This is a genomic window from Anabaena sp. CCY 9402-a, assembly GCF_963920945.1.
In the GTDB taxonomy this organism is placed as follows: Bacteria; Cyanobacteriota; Cyanobacteriia; order Cyanobacteriales; family Nostocaceae; genus Trichormus; species Trichormus minutissimus.
In genome coordinates, this window is record NZ_CAWUDL010000007.1 from 40,828 (window position 1) to 57,584 (window position 16,757).

Sequence of the window (16,757 nt, forward strand, 5' to 3'; positions counted from 1 at the left end):
ATTGTTGTATCCCTATATTTGAAAACTCGTAGCGACTCCATACCTACAAAAGTATTCATCAAATTAAATAGTTCTATCTGTTTCTGCGTTTTAAAGCCTGTTCTACTGTTCCACCCTTCCGAAACCGAGATAGAAGTACGGCTGCTTCAGCCCGCGTCACGGCTTTTTGGGGTGCATATATGCGAGTTGTCATACCATAAACACGCGTAAAGTTTCTGCTAGTAGCCGCATTACCTAAATCAAAAGCAATGTGAGAAAGATACTTTTCGCTAATTTCCTCAACATCAGTAAACCCTTTGGTTTTACCGATGAAGTTACGCAGCGTAGCGGGTGAACGATTATCTCTACCAGTAGAATCTAGAGTTGTTTTGAGCGCAATCATCTGCTCTCGTGTCAAAAGATCATCAGGTCTAAAGTTACCATCATCAAAACTAGCCAGAAAACCTGCATTGTAAGCTGCTTGAATAAAAGTGAAGTGGGAATCAGAGGAAGCAACATCAGGAAAAGCTGAACTGGTGTTCTCAGGTATAGTAATTGGCTCTTTGTGTAGCTGGTTATAAGTCTTGACTAGCCAAGCAACAAATTGACCACGAGTAATTGGTGCTTGTGGTTTAAACTGACCTGATGTACTTTCTAATACTCCTAGTGCTGCTAGTTGTCTAATTTCTGTCTCGCCGGAAACACCAGCAATATCAGTAAAAGTGGTTGAGGACTTTAATTGGTTAATTGTACTGTCACTAGTTAAGAGTGGTCTAGGGGGCTGTGCAGCAGATGAATGACTGATACCCAAACAAACTAAAGCCACAGTAGTTAGACTGACAGCATTTACAACAAATTGAATCTTAGAATACATGATCACTTTACCTTTACTCGTAGATGTTAAAAGTATAAAAACTATTTAGGTAACTCATCTTGAGTAATGTTTAAATGAGCAGAAATATTTTTTAGACTCAAAAGTAAATATGTGTGAATGGAAAAGAATATGCTAAAAATTGTTTCAGCAAGAAATTTATTTGTTAGTGAATAGCTAAAGTCCTGACTACGAAATCGATTTCGATAGTTTTACATTAGTTAACATAGGTTGATTTATTTCCATATCTAAATTTTCAACTATATTTTTTTGCCAAGTTTTGCCAATTTGCTTTAAAATAGAGTAAATGTAGTTCAAAAAATCGTCATCATAGTCATTGGCTAAGAGATGCTAGCTACCTTGTTGATGCTGCTGATATATACAGTAGTTAAGAGTTAGTAGCACAGTTACAGTTTTGGTGAAAAGCTAGCCAAAAATAAAACCAGTGTAATTCATCACTACTATTTAGCCATCTACCTCAACAGAGTTGAGGAAATTCTACCAAAAATAGAAGCATGGGCTATACCCAGATTTTGCTAACAGCAGCCAGGAATTATTTTAAAATCTGTGCTACTGAGAGTTCTTTATAGGTATAAGTTTCCATCAAATTTTAGATTTGATGATGTATCTAATGGGAATTAATTCCCAAATAGGATGATATTGTTCTCTTTTCGGCAAAACTTTGGCATTTTGTTCAAAAGTTGCATTTATTTTTCCGGTCAATCAGTGATGCAGATTGTCTGAGGTTAGTCATATCTAAACTGACCCTACAGAAGAAGCTTCATCAGTGTTATGACCTAATTATCCTTGATTAAGCCAAAATTTGGTTGAAAATTTGTTTTTGCTGCATTTTGAGAAGCAAATGCACAGTTTCAACGTTTCTAATTTAACTTGTTCACTTCTCACGCACTCTAAATTTATTAAAAATCATGAATGATTTTGAATTTGTCTCTACTATCTGCATCATAGCTGTAGCTTACCTTTCCAGTGTTTACTTGTGGCTTTCAGTTTCTCAGCATCTAAATGAGTGAACTGACTGTTGTACAATGCACTGTGAATATGATTAGGTCTTTAATAATTAGAGACCTAATCATATCATGGCAAATATTTGAGAGATTTGCCTAGTATTAATTTGTGTCATAATTGAGATAAATGCTGATTTATTTACCCAAAAATCTGACAATTGGAGAGCTACAAATTGGTTTATTCGGTCTATTATTAGGATGTTTTATATTTATAGCCGGACGTTTATTCATAGGACAGATTAAGTCATTTTGGGAGAACTTATCTAATGTACAACTTAGTGATCCTTATCAAAAGTTAATTAAGCCAAATGAGGGTTTAATAACTGTTGTGATTATAATTGGCATTATTGAGACTTTTACAGCTATATTACCCAAAAATCAGGGTACTAGTTCCTTTGAAATTATCAATAGCTTAATCTTTGCGATCGCTACCAGTTGGTTAGCAGCACAAGTATTTAAAAACTTCTTTGATTTCTACTTATTAAATGCTGCTTTTAAGAGTGGACAAAAAGTCAGTAGCGAGTCACTAATTCTTTTCAAGTGGTTAGCTAATCTGGTAATTGTATTTGTAGCTATTTTCGTCTACGCGCAAACACATCAAATTAATATTTTAGGGTTACTAGCCAGTTTAGGTATTGGTGGTTTAGCAGTAGCCTTCGCCGCTCAAAAAACATTAGAACAAGTTTTAGGTGGAATTGTTCTCTATCTTGATAGACCTTTTGTGATTGATGATTATATTGGTTTACCTGATGGAACTTTTGGTAGAGTTGAGTCAATTGGCTTAAGGTCTACCCGCATTAGAACCTCTGGTAAAGGCACATTAGTCATAGTTCCCAATAGTTCCCTGACACAAGTGAATATTGAAAACTTCACTGGTGCTAAGAAAGTAATGTCTATTCTTTATTTAAAATTCTTTCGCGTGGTTAGTAGTCAAGAAAGAGCTTTAATTCGTCAGGTCATCCTCGAAAGTACCAGCGATATTTTCGGGATAGACTCTCGCAATACAGACATCACTTTTAAAAATATTACTCATTTGACAGATGTAGAGATCACACAAGCACAAGTTGCTTTCTTCATTTTAGGTTCTGGCGATGTCTCAATGGAATTGCGTCGTCAACTTCTAGATTTGGCTACTCAAAGCATCACTCAATATTTAAAAGAATATGGTATTGCTTTTGAGATAGAAGAACCAACGATTTATGTGGATTCACCAATTACCATTTAGAAATGATGACAGCACTTTCTAACCTGATTCTCAAGTTTCTGCAACGGGACACTACAATATATGCTCTGACTAAGTTTGGTATATTTTTCTTTTTTATTCTCTTATCATGGTTAGTAGGACGCTATACCCCTAGCTTCGTGCGAATTATTATTCAGCGTTTTGCTCCGCAGCAAGTTGCTAGTATTTACAACAACTTAATTGAACCAATTAGGAACTCATTTAAAATTGCAGGTACATTAATTCTTATTTCCTTATCCTTATCATGGATTGAAGAATATACATCAGTTTATAGATTTTTGTCACCAATTGTAGATTTAGCTGTTATTGTTAGTCTGGCGTGGCTAGCATCAAGCTTATTCCGTCAATTTATTCGTGTGTATGGCATCGAATTAGTGCGGAAATTTGGGAGAGAAGTAGACGAATTACTTTTGGTATTTGAAACTTTAGCAAACGTCATTATTGGATTTATTGCTGTATTAGCATTTGCCCAAAGCCAACAGTTTAATTTAATCGGGTTATTAACTGGCTTAGGAATTGGTGGTTTAGCCGTGGCTTTTGCGGCTCAGAAAACCCTTGAACAATTGTTAGGAACAATAGTGTTGTATTTAGATAGACCCTTCGTTCCTGGGGAATATATCCGGTTGCAAAGATCGCCACAAATTCCTGAAGGTTTGTTTGGTAGAGTGGAATCAATTGGTATACGTTCCACTAAAATTCGTACAGCCGCCAAAAGTACCTTATTTATTATTCCAAATTCTATCTTGGCGAATTTAGAAATAGAAAATATTACTCGCGGAAAGAAAATCATGGTTTTACTTTACCTTGATTTTTTACATTTACTTGCAGAGAAAGAACAAGCCTTAGTTCAGCAAGTAATTGTTGAGAGTACCAATTCCTTGTTTGGGATTGACCCAGGAAGTACCAGTATTACTTTTTTAAATCACCATTCAACCAAGGAAATTACTCGTACCAGAGTGACATTTTTTATTTTGGGTTCTAGTGATAACTCATTGCAATTGCGTAAGCGTCTTTTAGAATTAGCCAATGAAAAAATCTCTAAAAAGTTAATCAATCATGGAATTGAGTTCACTATGCAAGAACCAAATATTTATGTAGAGTCACCCGTGACTATTTGAGTCATAGAAAAATAGAGAAATATAACTTAGGTTAAAGATAAAAAGGAGGGGTTTTGTATCCCTAAATTACCTTGAACTGAGACGTATTGGCTGATTAACAACATTCTTATGAGGATATTTAGCAAAAATGTTACTACACTTAAGCACTTGGCAAGAAGTTGAAACCTATTTGCAAACATCCAGAGGGATTATTTTTCCCATTGGTTCAACAGAACAACATGGCCCTACGGGTTTAATTGGGACTGATGCGATTTGTGCAGAAGCGATCGCGCGTGGAGTGGGTGAAGTGACACAGGCGATCGTTGCCCCTACAATCAATGTAGGGATGGCATTACATCACACAGCTTTTCCTGGTTCTATTAGTTTGCGTCCCAGCACCTTAATTCAAGTAGTGCGCGACTATGTAACTAGTCTAGCTAAAGCAGGTTTTACTAAGTTCTACTTCATTAACGGACACGGTGGTAACATCGCCACCCTCAAAGCTGCATTTTCTGAAACTTACGCCCATCTGGAAGATTTGCAGATTAAGAATGCACAAGAGGTGCAATGTCAGGTTGCGAATTGGTTTATGTGCAGTTCTGTCTACAAACTAGCAAAAGAATTATATGGGGATGAAGAAGGTTCTCACGCTACCCCTAGTGAAGTAGCTGTCACCCAATACGTCTATCCAGAAGCGATTAAACAAGCATACTTATCACCAGAAGTTGCATCTGGACATAAAATTTATAGTGCCACAGATTTTAGATTGCGTTACCCAGATGGACGCATGGGTTCTAACCCTGCTTTAGCCACACCAGAACATGGTAAACAGTTTTATGATTTAGCCGTCAAAGAACTCAGCCAAGGATATTTAGAATTTTTAGGGACAGGGGATAATAGGTGATAGGTGACAGGGGACAGGGGACAGGGGACAGCTAAATATTTTCTTCTCTGTGTCTCTGTGGTGAAAAAATCAGTTTTTTAATCTCAAAATACCTAGACATAGAGAAATATCTATTCACCACTTAAAGCTGTTGATTAGTCCATTTCGGTAGATTCAGCAAGCAAACCATAGTTTGTTAACTCATTTGCTGCAAATGCTTGCTCATTTCGGTAGATTCAGCAAGCAAACCATAGTTTGTTAACTCATTTGCTGCAAATGCTTGCTCATTTCGGTAGATTCAGCAAGCAAACCGCAGTTTGTTAACTCATTTGTTGTAAATGCTTACTCATTTCAGTAGATTCAGCAAGCAAACCGCAGTTTGTTAACTCATTTGTTGTAAATGCTTACTCATTTCAGTAGATTCAGCAAGCAAACCGCAGTTTGTTAACTCATTTGCTGTAAATGCTTTCTCATTTCAGTAGAATTAGCAAGCAACATTGGTGGTGAAACAATTAAAAATCACCAGCTAAAGCGGAAACACAGCGATCGCACTATAACAGATGCTCTGCTGATTCTTATATAGTAGTAGAGTAGTCCCAGGGCGATCCGCCATTAAACTAAAATCAAGATGGTTTAATCAAGGCATGGGTAGGAAATTGAGCAATGGCCACAGAAACAATTACGCTGCAAATTCCACAAATACTCTATCAACGTTTAGTCAATACTGCCCACGCTCAAAATCGTCCCATTGAAGAGGTAATAGTTCATGCTTTACAGGTAGGAAGTCCACCAGCATGGGATGATGTACCAGAGGAATTTCAAGCTGACATCGCAGCTTTAGATAAACTAGATGACGATAGTTTGTGGTAAATTCTCCGCGAGTTTGACAAGTCTTTTTGACCTCACCCCCAGCCCCTCTCCGACGCGGAGAGGGGAGCAAGAAGTATCATTTTTCGTTTTTGTGGTGAAAAATCAAGTTTTTTGGCAAAAATATACCTAAATACGGAACATTATCCATATTTAGGTATATCAATTTTTAGAATTTACCAGCTAAGGCAGGAACGCATCTTTCACATAACAGGGGATGCTCTGCTGATTCTCCCACATGGGTGGAATAGTTCCAACAGCGATCGCATTTTTCCCCCTCTGCATTCACTATCCCAATTCCCCAGTCTTCTGTTTGCGCGGTAAATTTTAATCCTTGCAATCCTTCCGCAGTGTCTAATACTTCCACCTGAGATGTCAGCAATAAATACCGCAGTTCATCAATACCGTTACCCTTGATTGGGTTAAAGGCTTTGATTGCATCACCTAACTGTTTGTGTGGTATATGAATCAACGCTTTAGCTTCTAGGGAAGAACCAATCATTTTTTCTACCCTGGCTTGTTCTAAAACTTTGTTAACATCGGTGCGGAGTTGTCGCAGTGCTTCCCAAAATTCGCCCAATTCTGGATTATGCCATTTCTCATTTACCTGCACCCAACCAGCTTGAAACACTGATTTATAAGGTGTTTTGTAGGGGAGAAATTGCCAGATATCTTCAGCAGTGTGACATAGAACTGGTGCGATCGCTCGTGCTAAATTCTCTAAAGCGATATGTATGACTGTCTGACAACTGCGACGGCGGAAAGCATCGGTTGCACTGATATACAACCTATCTTTTGCCACATCTAAATAGAAGTTGGATAAATCCACCACGCAGAAATTCTGCACAGTTTGGAAGAAGCGGAAGAATTGGAAACTTTCAAAAGCGTCCGTTACTTCCTGGAATACTTCCCCGATGCGGTGCAGCATATACTTATCTAGCTGCGGTAACTCCTCAAAGGGTACAGCATCTTTTTCCGGGTCAAAATCATGCAAACTACCCAACAAGAACCGCGCCGTATTGCGAATTTTACCTCTGACATCGTTGAGTTGCTTAATGATATTGCCACCCAAACGCACATCAGCAGTGTAATCCACCGACGACACCCACAACCGCAACACATCAGCACCATAGGGTGGTTCTTGTTTCTGGTTTTTTCCACCCAGCATCATCACCTGGGGGTCAACCACATTACCCACCGATTTACTCATCTTCCGTCCTTGTTCATCTAGAACAAAGCCGTGAGTTAACACAGTTTTATAAGGTGCAATGTCATTTACCGCTACGCTAGTCAGCAAACTCGACTGAAACCAACCGCGATGTTGGTCTGAACCTTCCAAATACATATCAGCCGGATAGCGTAACTCTGGACGTTGCTTAACTACAGCTGCCCAAGATGAGCCTGAATCAAACCAGACATCCATAGTGTCTGTACCTCTGCGGTAAGACCGACCATTATTTCTGTAGGACTCTGGTAATAATTCCCCTACCGACAGTTCCCACCAAGCATCAGAACCTTTTTCAGCAATTATCGCTTGGACGTGGTTGATGGTTTCTTCATTCAGTAAAGGTTCGCCGGTTTCCTCATCGTAGAAAACCGGAATAGGAACACCCCAAGAACGCTGACGGGAGATACACCAATCAGAACGTTCCGCTATCATGGGCGTGATGCGATTTTCACCTTGGGCTGGAATCCATTTTACAGCAGCGATCGCCTTCAGTGCCTCATCCCGAAATCCAGCCACTGAAGCAAACCATTGTTCAGTCGCGCGGAAAATCGTCGGCTTTTTTGTCCGCCAGTCGTAAGGATACTTGTGGGCGTAAGCCTCCTCCTTCAACAGCGAACCCGCAGCCGCCAGCGCATCAATCACCGCCTGATTCCCATCACCCAAGACATTCAACCCAGCAAACTGTCCCGCTTCCTCAGTGAAGTTGCCATTATCATCCACCGGTGCAAGAATCGGCAGACCATAACGCAGACCCACAATGTAATCTTCTTGACCATGACCAGGGGCAGTATGTACCAACCCAGTACCCGATTCAGTCGTGATATAGTCACCACCCACAACCACCGGACTTTCCCTATCAAATAAAGGATGACGGTAAGTAGTATGTTCTAAATCTTTCCCCTTGAATGTGGCTTTTACAGTCAACTCAGCCGAAATAGTAGCAGCCAAACGTTCCACCAAATCCGCCGCCACAATCAGATACTTAAATCCTCTCTGCGCCTCTGCGTCTGGGCGTGCAACTTCCACCAAAGCATAATTCAACTCACCATTAACCGCCACACCCAAATTCCCTGGAATTGTCCAAGGGGTAGTAGTCCAGATAGCCACACCCAAATCAGGCAAATACTCACCCAAAACTGGTTTAACAGCCTCAGCCAAACCAGTCACAGCAAACGCAGCATAAATACTCCTCGAAGTATGCCCTTCCGGATATTCCAACTCTGCCTCAGCCAACGCCGTCTTAGAACTAGGACTCCAGTGAACCGGCTTCAAACCCCGATAGATGTAGCCTTTTAAATACATCTGCCCAAACACGCCAATTTGCGCCGCTTCATATTCCGGCTTCAGCGTCAAATATGGATGATCCCAGTCACCCCAAACACCGTAGCGTTTAAAATTCTGGCGTTGGTCATCAACCGTAGTCAAGGCAAACTCTTGAGCTTTTTGCCGTAATTGCAGAGGTGTTAAATTTTGTCGTTCTGCTGACTTGAGATTTTGCAAAACTTTCAATTCAATTGGTAAGCCGTGACAATCCCAACCAGGGACATAACGCACCTTACGCCCTTGTAGGAGTTGGTAGCGATTAATAATATCTTTGAGAATTTTATTTAAGGCATGACCAATATGAAGTGAGCCGTTAGCGTAGGGAGGCCCATCGTGCAGTATAAATAATTCGCCTGGGTTATTTTGTGACAGGCTCTCAAAAATTTTATTATCTTCCCAGAACTTCTGTATCTCCGGTTCACGCTTGATGGCGTTCGCCCGCATATCAAATTTAGTCTTGGGTAAATTTACTGTATCTTTGTAACTTCCAGGTTCTGTCACAGCTTCATGCCTAAGTTTTATGTGTCCAGGTTCTATCAATTATATTTGATCATCCCTACCTACTAAAATTCCTACCTGAGCCTTTAACCTGTCAAGGGAAAAAGTACATTTTTGAATAACTTCAGCGATCGCGTTTTCATTTCACAAATCCAGTAAGTTTAAATATTAGTACAATCATCTGATTCGGATGGCAGCACTTTACACCTACAATTAGATTTTCCAGCTATATAAACTGAATCTGAATTAACCTAACTTTTGATCAACAAAGACTGTAGAGTTTAACTTATGTTTTGACTTGAAAGCAACGCATGGGCGGCATATTACCCTTTATTCATGAAACAAACACCTTCTTTCCCCACTCTTTGTGTTTCTTAGAAGGAGGTGTAAGGCTATGGGGGAAAAGACATCTTTTATCTTTGGCTATCAAACTTGTTTCAATAGGACTGTCTCCTGCGGCCTCAAGTAAAACTCTCCCAAGCCTGGCTGACCAATTTACTCAGCCAACGCCGTTGTTGTTGGTCTAACAGAGGGTCATCAGCTAGTAACTGTGCTGTTAATTCTTCTAAAGATTGACCTTGAGAACGGACGATTTTAATCACTCCAGCGATCGCAGAGGCAACTAATTCTTCATCTACAGGCTTTTGTTTTAAAGCAAAAATTTCTTGGGGACTATCTGGAATGGGATAATTCATGGCGTAGGTTGATCAAAATTACAAAATGGAAAAAAATTTTTGACAAATTATTAAAAATTCTTTACTGAATCTTTATTGAAACCGATAGGGCGGAGTTTAGCGTACTGTATGCCTTTCGCATATCTGCCTGGGTAAGTAGATTGACCGGAGATGTCAGAAAAACATGAAAGAAATTCTTTATCTCGAAGTGCCGATTTCAGATACAGCAACTGTATGCAGTTGGCTGCAATCAGAGTTTGACCCAGGAAATTGGGAGAAAATACTGACTCCCAATGGATTTCGCCTGAAAATATCTAGTAAATATACAACAAGTAGTGCTAATTTTTCCGAAAATTTACCGAAAGAAATTTCTGTATTTGTTTGGTCTGTCCAGAGAACTACTTACCTCAAGGTTTTTTGTTGGGCAGATACACCACTTCCTCAAGAAAAAGCTCTTGTGCAAAGCTTAACGACAGAAATCAGAAAACGTTTTCCCCATCAATATCCAGAACCGCCAGCAATCGATTTATCCCAACAGTCGATTTTTGCAGCACTAGCCCCTTACTATCCTTTGACGGTCAAATTTTTTCAAAAAATGCCCAATGGGGAATATGACCTCAACCGTGCTTACTGGTGGGAACAAAGATGGCGTGAAGGGGTGCGAAATCCCAAGCAGCCGCGTCAGGTGGTGTTCTCTTGTATAGGTGACAGGGGACAGGGGACAGGGGACAGAGAAATACCCAATCATCACTACGACTTGATCTATATCGGGGGCGCACTGGGGGTAATTCATGCGGCGGTGATGGCACAACTGGGTTACAAAGTCTTACTAGTGGAACGTCTGCCTTTTGGCCGGATGAATCGGGAATGGAATATTTCCCGTGATGAACTTCAAAGTTTGGTTAACTTGGGTTTGTTCACGCCAGCTGAATTAGAAACGATTATTGTCCGCGAATATAAGGACGGATTTAATAAGTTTTTTGATGGTAATAATCCAGTTAAACTGCGATCGCCTATCTTACACACGCCTACGGTGTTAAATGTATCTCTAGACTCAGATAAGTTACTGCGTTTGTGTGGGCAGAAGTTAAAGGCCGCAGGTGGCGAAATCTGGGATGAGACGGAATTTCTCCGGGCTGATATTCATGACTCACAAGTTCTAGTCCATCTGAAGCATTTACCGACGCAAGAAGAAAAGCAGGTAAGCGGTCGGCTTTTAGTCGATGCAATGGGAACTGCTTCCCCCATCGCTTGGCAATTAAACGGTGGACGTGCCTTTGATAGTGTCTGTCCGACAGTGGGAGCAGTTATTGACAAGGGCTTTGAGCCTGGTGTTTGGGATTCTCAGTATGGAGACGTGCTTTACAGCCACGGCGATATTTCGCGGGGTAGACAATTAATTTGGGAATTGTTTCCTGGTGCGGGTGAAGAACTGACAATCTATCTATTTCACTACCACGAAGTCAACCCAGAAAACCCTGGTTCTTTGTTGGAGATGTATGAAGATTTCTTCACAATTTTACCAGAGTACCGCCGATGTGATATGGAACAACTGGTCTGGAAAAAGCCGACATTTGGCTACATACCGGGACATTTTAGTGTCGGTAGTAGCGATCGCCAAGTTGCATTTGATAGATTAATTGCGATCGGTGATGCCGCATCTTTACAATCACCCTTGGTATTCACTGGATTTGGTTCTCTAGTACGTAACTTAGAGCGTCTTACCACCCTGTTAAATGTCGCTTTACAGCATGATCTATTGACTCGTCGTCATTTAAACTTAATTCGCGCCTATCAAAGCAACGTTTCTGTAACTTGGCTATTTTCTAAAGGGATGATGGTTCCTACTGGGCAATTTTTACCACCCCAGCGCATCAATGCCATGCTGAATACCTTCTTTGGGTTATTAGCAGATGAACCTCCAGAGGTAGCTGATAATTTCATCAAAGATAGGTGTACTTGGTTGACCTTCAACCGCCTAGCACTGAAAGCAGCTAGCAAAAATCCTGCCTTACTGTGGTGGATTTGGGAACTAGCTGGCCCTAAAGATTTGCTCAGGTGGCTAGGAACTTATGTTAATTTTGGTCGTTATGCCCTAGTTAGTGCTTTACTGAGTGCTTGGTTGCCTAGTTTTCTCATCTGGGTGAAACCTCGGCTAGAACTGCGTTATCCGGGAGCATGGCTGTGGTTATTAACTATTAACTACGCTATCACCACAGGTAGACCGCGATCGCCCCAGCAGGTTGCAAATCAGGAATTACACAACAAGACTCTGCGCTGTGGGGGGGCGTAATACCAATTCAAAATTCGTCTTGAAAATTTGAGCCACTGCCTTGGACGAAGAGAAGTGCGGTCTTCTCTACGAGAGGCTGCGCCAAGGGCTTTGCCCAAGTGGAGCAACTTCGGGGTTTCCCGGCTTGTAGCAAGTGGCGTTCCTAGGTTGGGAAACCCGCCTACAGAACTTTCCGCAAAATTCAAAATTAAGAGGATGTTAATTTTGAATTTTGAATTTTAACTTGATTTGTTCCCTATTTATTGACCATTTTGCTTAAAATTTGGTAGTTCCACGGATGCTAAAGACTTGCGTTTCTTCGGTGGATGCTGGGGATATACCACTGGTGAAGGTGATTGAGGAAGATCGTCACCAGCAAAGTCACCCAATAATTCGGGGGGTAAATCACTTAACGGTAATTCCCCCTCATCTACTAGAGATCGTTCTGGATGAAAATACTCTGGTGCTTCAGCAAGGTTCTCTGCGTCCGTGGGGGATAAAGTGAAGGATAATGTTGCGGAATTATTTGTGGGGAGGGTGATGCTTGTAAATGTCTCCACTGGCGATTCTGGTTTCGGTTCTGGTGTGGTTTCTGGTATTTCATCATCTTCAACATCTGTAGCCCAAGTTTCCCATACCTGAGTCTCTACGGGTTGGCTGTCTGGAAGAGGATCTGATGCTGGTGGTGTTGCGGATTTAGTTCCAGACTGGGATGCAAAAAACATTTGGATGAGACTATCTATTTGCTCATCTAGCTCGGATGATGGAGTTACAGAGGAAACATCTTCAGGTTTAATCAAAGACTCATTTTCTACAGCATCCCTTGATAAAGTTGGCTCTGAGGCTGGGGGGGTCTCTGGCTTGACTGGCCAATTCCAAACAGGGGAAGGATTAGGAACAGCGTAATCGCCGCTAAATGGAGGTGGTAATGAAGGCTCACTCTTCACCTGAGCAGCATTTTCTTCTAAAGATTCAGATTCTGCTGACCAAGGTTGAATCGGCTGCGCGTTAGGAAATAGAGAACGAGCTTTCCTCGCAAAACGCGATTTATGGGTGACTGGATTTTCAGGCTTATCATTAGCTGTATCAGGAGAGTCATAACTAGGAATAGATGTCTCTAGTGATTTTTCCAGTGCTGCTTTAAATTGCAAAGTCTGACGTTGCTGTCGCATTAACCTAGTACGTAGCTCCCGACAAGCATTTTCTGATTGCAAGACCTGCTGAGATTGTTCGCTATAGTTAGTTTGTAATAAGGCGCATTCTCGTTCTAACTGAGCAATGCGTTGTTGACTAATTTGTAATTGTGCTTTATAACTATCGATCAGAATTTCTTGACGCTGTGCAGTTTGAGATGTAGTTTCTAGCTGTTGGAATAGCGATTGAATCTGTTCTTGAGCCGCAGACAGTTCCTGTGCTTGTTGATTAAGCATAGATTCCGTGACACTAGAGCGTCTTTTCTGCCACTGCAAAGCTTTTTCTGACTCAGCCAAGTCATCTTTAAGATTTTCTACTTGCTGGTACAAGTCATTATTAGCTGCACGCAGCTCTTCATTTAATGCCAGCAGCTGGTGAAATTCATCTGCGACCTGTGTTTGCTTGTCACTATCAGGCTCTACAACCCAATCTTTTTGGTTAGTGGTATCTTGGGGAAAGTCGGGAGTTTGGGGATGATGCTGTTCATCTGCTGCGGGTTTAAGGAGTGGAAATTTAGCAACGACTGTATTGTCAGCAGGCACAACTGAGTAAAAAGGACAGATCGTTTGTTCTGTTTGTAGAGAATTAGCAGAAGAATTAGGAGATTCCATCACAGTCCTGTTATTTGAGGTGTCGGCTTCATTCATCACTCTTGAACCACCCACTTATCAATATTCAGCATTGCTGATTAACTGCTTAGGGGTTAATCTCACAGCGAAGTCATTTTCCCCTAGCGTCAGTAGTTAATCATTGATCAGTGTTCCCCATTTTGCATCTATAACTAATGTCGTTATAACATTATCAACTCACCCCTCGTCAACCTTAGATAACGAGGGGGTTTTGAGATGAAATGCTACAAATATATGATTTGCTGTACAGATACTTAAATATTAAATATTTGGGTTAAAGCTGGCTTGACTTTGGTTAGAAGTGATGTGGTAGCAACCCCCTGGTAGGAATTCACACGCTGGAGAAACGCTATCTCTGTATATAATTTATCAAATACATATTCTATCAAGTCAACAAAAAAGGTAAAAATTTAAAATTTGGGATTGATTAACACATGGGGAAAATCAAATTTAAAGTGGGGCGTGAAGGAAAATAATACTTCTCTGCCCCATTTTGATCACTTGCTTCCCTGGATTATTTTTGAATTTTGTAGGCGCAAGCCTAGCCGTAGGCTATGAGTGAATTTTGAATTGTTAAGGTAGCCAACGAGGGTGAAATCCAATGAGTGGAAGCTTTTCTGGCTTAATAGTGCTGATGGCTGTATCAGAAATCGGTAGTAGGGGCATTAACCAGAGACTACTAGTAGCGATCGCCTCGCCATCATCGGTTTTCAAGTTGTTGGCAGATGCTGTAGTAGCATTGGCTTCGGGAACTACTTGGTCAAATAGCAACGCCAAACCATCGGGAGATAAACTCATTTGGACGTTTCTTTGTTCTACAGGCAACACTAACAATGGTTTCTGCTGTTTATTTTTGAGATCAATAGCTACTAAATAAGGTTGTTCTATGTATTGATCTTGAGAGACAAGTTGTGTCAACAAGCAGTAAAGAGTGGGTGAAGCAGGGTCAAACTGACAACTGAGAATAGAACCAGTAGTTTTTAATAAGGATTTCTGAGTACCTTGGTTGGTGACTAAAAACAAATCTCTTGTGAAATCTGTATTAAACTTGACCATTGCTGCCTGAGAACCATCTTTAGAAAATGCCTGCACTAGCCCAAACTGCGGCAGAAAATCTAAGGGTTTGCTGGCATCTTTTTGAAGAGCTAAAATAGCTGCTCCCTGTCCTTGGGCAACAGCTACAGCTTTACTATCAGGAGTAATAATAAAGTCCCCTCCTGGTTGACTTTGTAGGCGTTGGGGCTGAGGTTTTTCCCCAGGTTTGCTGTTAGCTGGCATAAACCACAGTCCAAAGTCGCTGGGGTTATTTCTATTTCCCCGTTGCACAACTATTGTTTGCCCATCTGCCGACAAGTCGAATTTGAGATTTTGATAGTCTTTATTGTCTAAAACTAGCTCAATCAGACCTGCTGCTGCGGCTCTAGTGTCAGATTTGGCAGAAATTCCGGTTGTAACAGTATATATTTTGGCTGATAGTAAGTCTTGATTATTACTGGTGCGAGCCGAGAACAGAATTTTTTCACCATCGGGGAAGGCTTTAAAGTCCATCACGACTAATTCTTTAGGGGTCAGGACTTTTTTTTGATCTTCCGTTAAGTTGTAAAGAACCAAGCGTCCTTTATCTTCTTGGTCAGCTCCTATATAGAGAATCACGCGATCGCGAGTGCTAAACTGCCCCGAAAAAGGCTGTATGACTAGCTTGTTATCTTCTGGATCAGCAAATCTATCTTTAGCTCCTTGCAACTCTACTTTATAATTCGTGCCGTAGGGTGCAGGTGTCAGCAGCGTATAAACCATCCGCCGTCCTGCCCAACTAATTTTACCTGCTAGCGGTGGTTCAATCTTTAAGTTATCCTCCACGCTTTTTATGTTCATGGGACGGCTAAAAGTGAGAGTAAAAGAGATATCTTCTGCCCCTATTTGCTGACTTTGCCAAGTAAAATCTCGCACGCGTGCTGCTACGACATCACCTTGCAAAATGAGTAGTCCAATCAGCAAACTTAGCAGCAACATCCAGGCAATTGCTACCCTATCTAATGGTTGGAGAAAAGCTTTTTTAGTCATTCTGAATGAAATGTAGAATCTTTGAGATGTTTCGCTTCGCTCAACATGACAGCTTCAGCATTTATGCAAGAGGTCTATTGAATAACCTCTACCTCCTGCGCCCCTATCACCTGTCACCTACTAATAGCTATAGGGATTTTCTGGTTGGGGAATCTTTTTCAAGGAACTCGCGGCTATGGTGAGTTGGCGTTTACCGCTTATAGTTTCTGTCATCATTTTGCCTTCTATCTCTAGCCAGGTGTCAGGGGAGTATCTCTCTTGACCTGTTGAGAGTTTGACAGGTAAGCCTATAGGATAAGCATCAGCAGCACAGCAAGTCAGTACAAATCTGGCTACAAATATGTATTCTTTACCTATCTCTGGTGGGTGGATAACAAATCCTTGAACCTTGACTTTTTGACCTGTATATGAGTCTGGTTCAGGGTAAACGCTGAGTGTGCGTACCCAGTCTACAAGCGATCGCTCTTCTGGACGAATGGAAGCACGAAAGGCTTGGGGCTGAACGCGAGAGGTTGACAATAAATCTGTCACTCCTCTCTGGAGTGCTTTATCACTAGCAAAGACTTGGGGTGTGATGATTAAACCTAATATCGCTGTGATTAACAGCAAGCTACTACCCCAACCAGGGGCAAAAAAATTAATGTGCTGAGGGTTCGGTATCACATCACGCTGTCGCCGACGCGATCGCCATAGTTCTTTTGCTTTCAATAAACCAAGGGCGATCAACGCAACACCACCTAATACCACTAAACTAAAGAAGTTGGGGTGAATTAGCAGGTTCAGCTTGCCATTTAGCCAATATCTCAACATCAACACGCCCCAAGCTGTAATTGCTAAGACATCCAGCCAGGGAAGTAATTTATTTGGAGTTGGAGATTTAGTCAAGTCGCTTCGCTCCAATTAAAAATTC

General features: G+C 41.2%; 11 protein-coding genes. 5 read left to right on the forward strand and 6 right to left on the reverse strand.

Annotated elements, in window-relative coordinates; all coding sequences use genetic code 11:
* Positions 1-73: 73 nt before the first annotated feature.
* Complete coding sequence (locus ACM0OR_RS04415) at positions 74-853, reverse strand: S-layer homology domain-containing protein (RefSeq protein ID WP_414575154.1); 780 nt, start codon at positions 851-853, stop codon at positions 74-76.
* A 1,149-nt stretch (positions 854-2,002) separates the two neighbouring features.
* Here ACM0OR_RS04415 and ACM0OR_RS04420 point away from each other — a divergent pair.
* The 4 genes from ACM0OR_RS04420 to ACM0OR_RS04435 all read left to right on the forward strand — a co-directional run bounded on the left by ACM0OR_RS04420 (position 2,003) and on the right by ACM0OR_RS04435 (position 5,968).
* The gene (locus ACM0OR_RS04420) at positions 2,003-3,100 is read left to right on the forward strand and encodes a mechanosensitive ion channel family protein (RefSeq protein ID WP_414575155.1); all 1,098 of its coding nucleotides are present in this window, start codon (positions 2,003-2,005) and stop codon (positions 3,098-3,100) included.
* A gap of 5 nt (positions 3,101-3,105) precedes the next feature.
* A complete protein-coding gene (locus tag ACM0OR_RS04425; RefSeq protein ID WP_414575203.1) occupies positions 3,106-4,236 on the forward strand; it encodes a mechanosensitive ion channel family protein in 1,131 nt (376 codons plus the stop codon).
* Positions 4,237-4,363: 127 nt separating this feature from the next.
* Complete coding sequence (locus ACM0OR_RS04430; protein WP_414575156.1) at positions 4,364-5,119, forward strand: creatininase family protein; 756 nt, start codon at positions 4,364-4,366, stop codon at positions 5,117-5,119.
* A 642-nt stretch (positions 5,120-5,761) separates the two neighbouring features.
* On the forward strand, positions 5,762-5,968 hold the full coding sequence (locus ACM0OR_RS04435; protein WP_323264878.1) for a hypothetical protein: 207 nt from the start codon (positions 5,762-5,764) through the stop codon (positions 5,966-5,968).
* A 166-nt stretch (positions 5,969-6,134) separates the two neighbouring features.
* Here the strand turns inward: ACM0OR_RS04435 and ileS are convergent, their stop codons facing one another.
* Together ileS and ACM0OR_RS04445 are read right to left on the reverse strand one after the other, a co-directional pair.
* Positions 6,135-9,017 (reverse strand): isoleucine--tRNA ligase, encoded by a 2,883-nt coding sequence (ileS, locus tag ACM0OR_RS04440; RefSeq protein WP_414575157.1) that lies wholly within the window; start codon positions 9,015-9,017, stop codon positions 6,135-6,137.
* A 458-nt stretch (positions 9,018-9,475) separates the two neighbouring features.
* On the reverse strand, positions 9,476-9,709 hold the full coding sequence (locus tag ACM0OR_RS04445) for a hypothetical protein (protein ID WP_190700517.1): 234 nt from the start codon (positions 9,707-9,709) through the stop codon (positions 9,476-9,478).
* Positions 9,710-9,872: 163 nt separating this feature from the next.
* On the opposite strand from ACM0OR_RS04445, the gene ACM0OR_RS04450 reads away from it, so the two are divergent.
* On the forward strand, positions 9,873-11,981 hold the full coding sequence (locus ACM0OR_RS04450) for an NAD(P)/FAD-dependent oxidoreductase (protein WP_414575158.1): 2,109 nt from the start codon (positions 9,873-9,875) through the stop codon (positions 11,979-11,981).
* 239 nt (positions 11,982-12,220) lie between these two features.
* On the opposite strand, the gene ACM0OR_RS04455 is transcribed toward ACM0OR_RS04450, so the two are convergent.
* The 3 genes from ACM0OR_RS04455 to ACM0OR_RS04465 form a co-directional block, all read right to left on the reverse strand.
* Entirely contained in the window at positions 12,221-13,801 is a 1,581-nt protein-coding gene (locus tag ACM0OR_RS04455) for a hypothetical protein (RefSeq protein WP_414575160.1), read from the reverse strand.
* A gap of 555 nt (positions 13,802-14,356) precedes the next feature.
* A complete protein-coding gene (locus tag ACM0OR_RS04460; protein ID WP_414575161.1) occupies positions 14,357-15,847 on the reverse strand; it encodes a hypothetical protein in 1,491 nt (496 codons plus the stop codon).
* A 120-nt stretch (positions 15,848-15,967) separates the two neighbouring features.
* Positions 15,968-16,732 (reverse strand): TIGR03943 family putative permease subunit, encoded by a 765-nt coding sequence (locus tag ACM0OR_RS04465; RefSeq protein WP_414575162.1) that lies wholly within the window; start codon positions 16,730-16,732, stop codon positions 15,968-15,970.
* Positions 16,733-16,757: the final 25 nt, after the last annotated feature.

What these genes read in the sequence shown, in the direction of transcription:
- ACM0OR_RS04460 (WP_414575161.1), bottom strand. Translation starts at nt 15,847, where the DNA reads ATGACTAAAAAAGCTTTTCTCCAACCATTAGATAGGGTAGCAATTGCC.
- ACM0OR_RS04430 (WP_414575156.1), top strand. Translation starts at nt 4,364, where the DNA reads ATGTTACTACACTTAAGCACTTGGCAAGAAGTTGAAACCTATTTGCAA.
- ACM0OR_RS04415 (WP_414575154.1), bottom strand. Translation starts at nt 853, where the DNA reads ATGTATTCTAAGATTCAATTTGTTGTAAATGCTGTCAGTCTAACTACT.
- ACM0OR_RS04420 (WP_414575155.1), top strand. Translation starts at nt 2,003, where the DNA reads ATGCTGATTTATTTACCCAAAAATCTGACAATTGGAGAGCTACAAATT.
- ACM0OR_RS04435 (WP_323264878.1), top strand. Translation starts at nt 5,762, where the DNA reads ATGGCCACAGAAACAATTACGCTGCAAATTCCACAAATACTCTATCAA.
- ACM0OR_RS04450 (WP_414575158.1), top strand. Translation starts at nt 9,873, where the DNA reads ATGAAAGAAATTCTTTATCTCGAAGTGCCGATTTCAGATACAGCAACT.
- ACM0OR_RS04455 (WP_414575160.1), bottom strand. Translation starts at nt 13,801, where the DNA reads ATGAATGAAGCCGACACCTCAAATAACAGGACTGTGATGGAATCTCCT.
- ACM0OR_RS04425 (WP_414575203.1), top strand. Translation starts at nt 3,106, where the DNA reads ATGACAGCACTTTCTAACCTGATTCTCAAGTTTCTGCAACGGGACACT.
- ACM0OR_RS04445 (WP_190700517.1), bottom strand. Translation starts at nt 9,709, where the DNA reads ATGAATTATCCCATTCCAGATAGTCCCCAAGAAATTTTTGCTTTAAAA.